We start from the raw sequence: 1,209 nt of genomic DNA, 5'->3' as shown, positions 1-1,209 counted from the left end.
GTAGTGAATATCAAAAATCATCAGGCGCATCTGGATCATAAGGAGGATAATCATTATCGCCACTCTCCTCTTCATAACCAGATGACCGCGTTCCATAGTTCGTATAATAATCGTCTGGCTCAATATCGTAGGGTAGTTCTGACATATCAGCACCCTCATCAATTGCTCTTTGATTTGCCCACCGGCTCTCTTGGATTGACAAATAATCACCACCCAAAACAGCATTTAATTCTCTTTCCCGTTGTGAATCAGAGGGGTTCATATTAATTCATCTTCCTAAATCTTACCAATCCAATTATAACAAAATGCTCTGGTTTTATTGTGGTTTAGGAAACAATCATCACCCTCAAAACCAGTACAGACATTCCGCAAAACGTTCACCAGCCAACCATCCAAAAGAAATATACCTTTTTGCTGAAAGCTATCAACCCAACAATCCACTAAAATTACCAGTAGAACAATTATCACCAACAACCGACAGATAAACTCAGCAAAAAGCTGAGGGAGTTTTGCTATGAAATTCAGACACTTTGACTCGGCATTAAACAGCTATAAAGACCTCACCAATAACCCAACATTATCAAACCCAATGGTGGAGGAAATCAATAATACCTTACTAGAAAGCCTACTTTTATCCAATGAAAAATTAAGACATTATGCCGACCCCAACAACATAGCTCAATCATTAACAGTCACTAATATTTATGATTGGCAAACACCAGAAATGTTACACCGGCACCCGAACGACAATATTCCTGGTGCAGAAAAACAAGTAATGTTATTTAGCTCTGGTAGTCGTGCTTTTTATGGGCCGGTATCTGTCAAAGAATTCTTAGACTCTTTTATGCCAGACCCCAAAGACAGAGGTGCTTACGGTTCTCTGTTCGTTGGCAGTTGCACCGGCAGCAAAAATTATGATCAGCTTACAAACGATAAAGCCAGTATCCCCAACTCCAGAAAAGCCAGAATTCTCATTGTAGAAGACGACCAATCAAACCCACAGAATGCCGGTGAAAATGGTGGCTATTTACCCAATGATGTCGCTATTCGCTTGGTAGGTGACTCACATGGTAAAATGACACCAGAGTTTGCTCAGATGCGATTTCAAGAATTAGATGAAAAACTCCAGAAAACCATTCTTAGCGACGGTCAAAAAGATGAAATCATCCGCCATGTTGTCCAACATCGGATGGCTTTAATCGACTCAGA

At 40.3% G+C, this 1,209-nt stretch carries 2 protein-coding genes; one reads left to right on the top strand and one right to left on the bottom strand.

Going from position 1 to position 1,209, the window contains the following annotated elements:
- Positions 1 to 10: 10 nt before the first annotated feature.
- The gene (locus NG798_RS27705; RefSeq protein WP_261226943.1) at positions 11 to 262 is read right to left on the bottom strand and encodes a hypothetical protein; all 252 of its coding nucleotides are present in this window, start codon (positions 260 to 262) and stop codon (positions 11 to 13) included.
- A gap of 252 nt (positions 263 to 514) precedes the next feature.
- Between NG798_RS27705 and NG798_RS27700 the strand changes: the two genes are divergently transcribed.
- Positions 515 to 1,209: hypothetical protein (locus NG798_RS27700; RefSeq protein ID WP_261226942.1), on the top strand; the 695-nt coding region annotated here is incomplete at its 3' end.

This window comes from Ancylothrix sp. D3o (assembly GCF_025370775.1).
Taxonomy (GTDB): domain Bacteria; phylum Cyanobacteriota; class Cyanobacteriia; order Cyanobacteriales; family Oscillatoriaceae; genus Ancylothrix.
This window is presented reverse-complemented; position numbering and strand designations above follow the sequence as displayed.

Bases quoted from the DNA above. Each gene is read 5' to 3' on its own strand.
- NG798_RS27705 (WP_261226943.1), bottom strand. From the start codon at position 262: ATGAACCCCTCTGATTCACAACGGGAAAGAGAATTAAATGCTGTTTTG.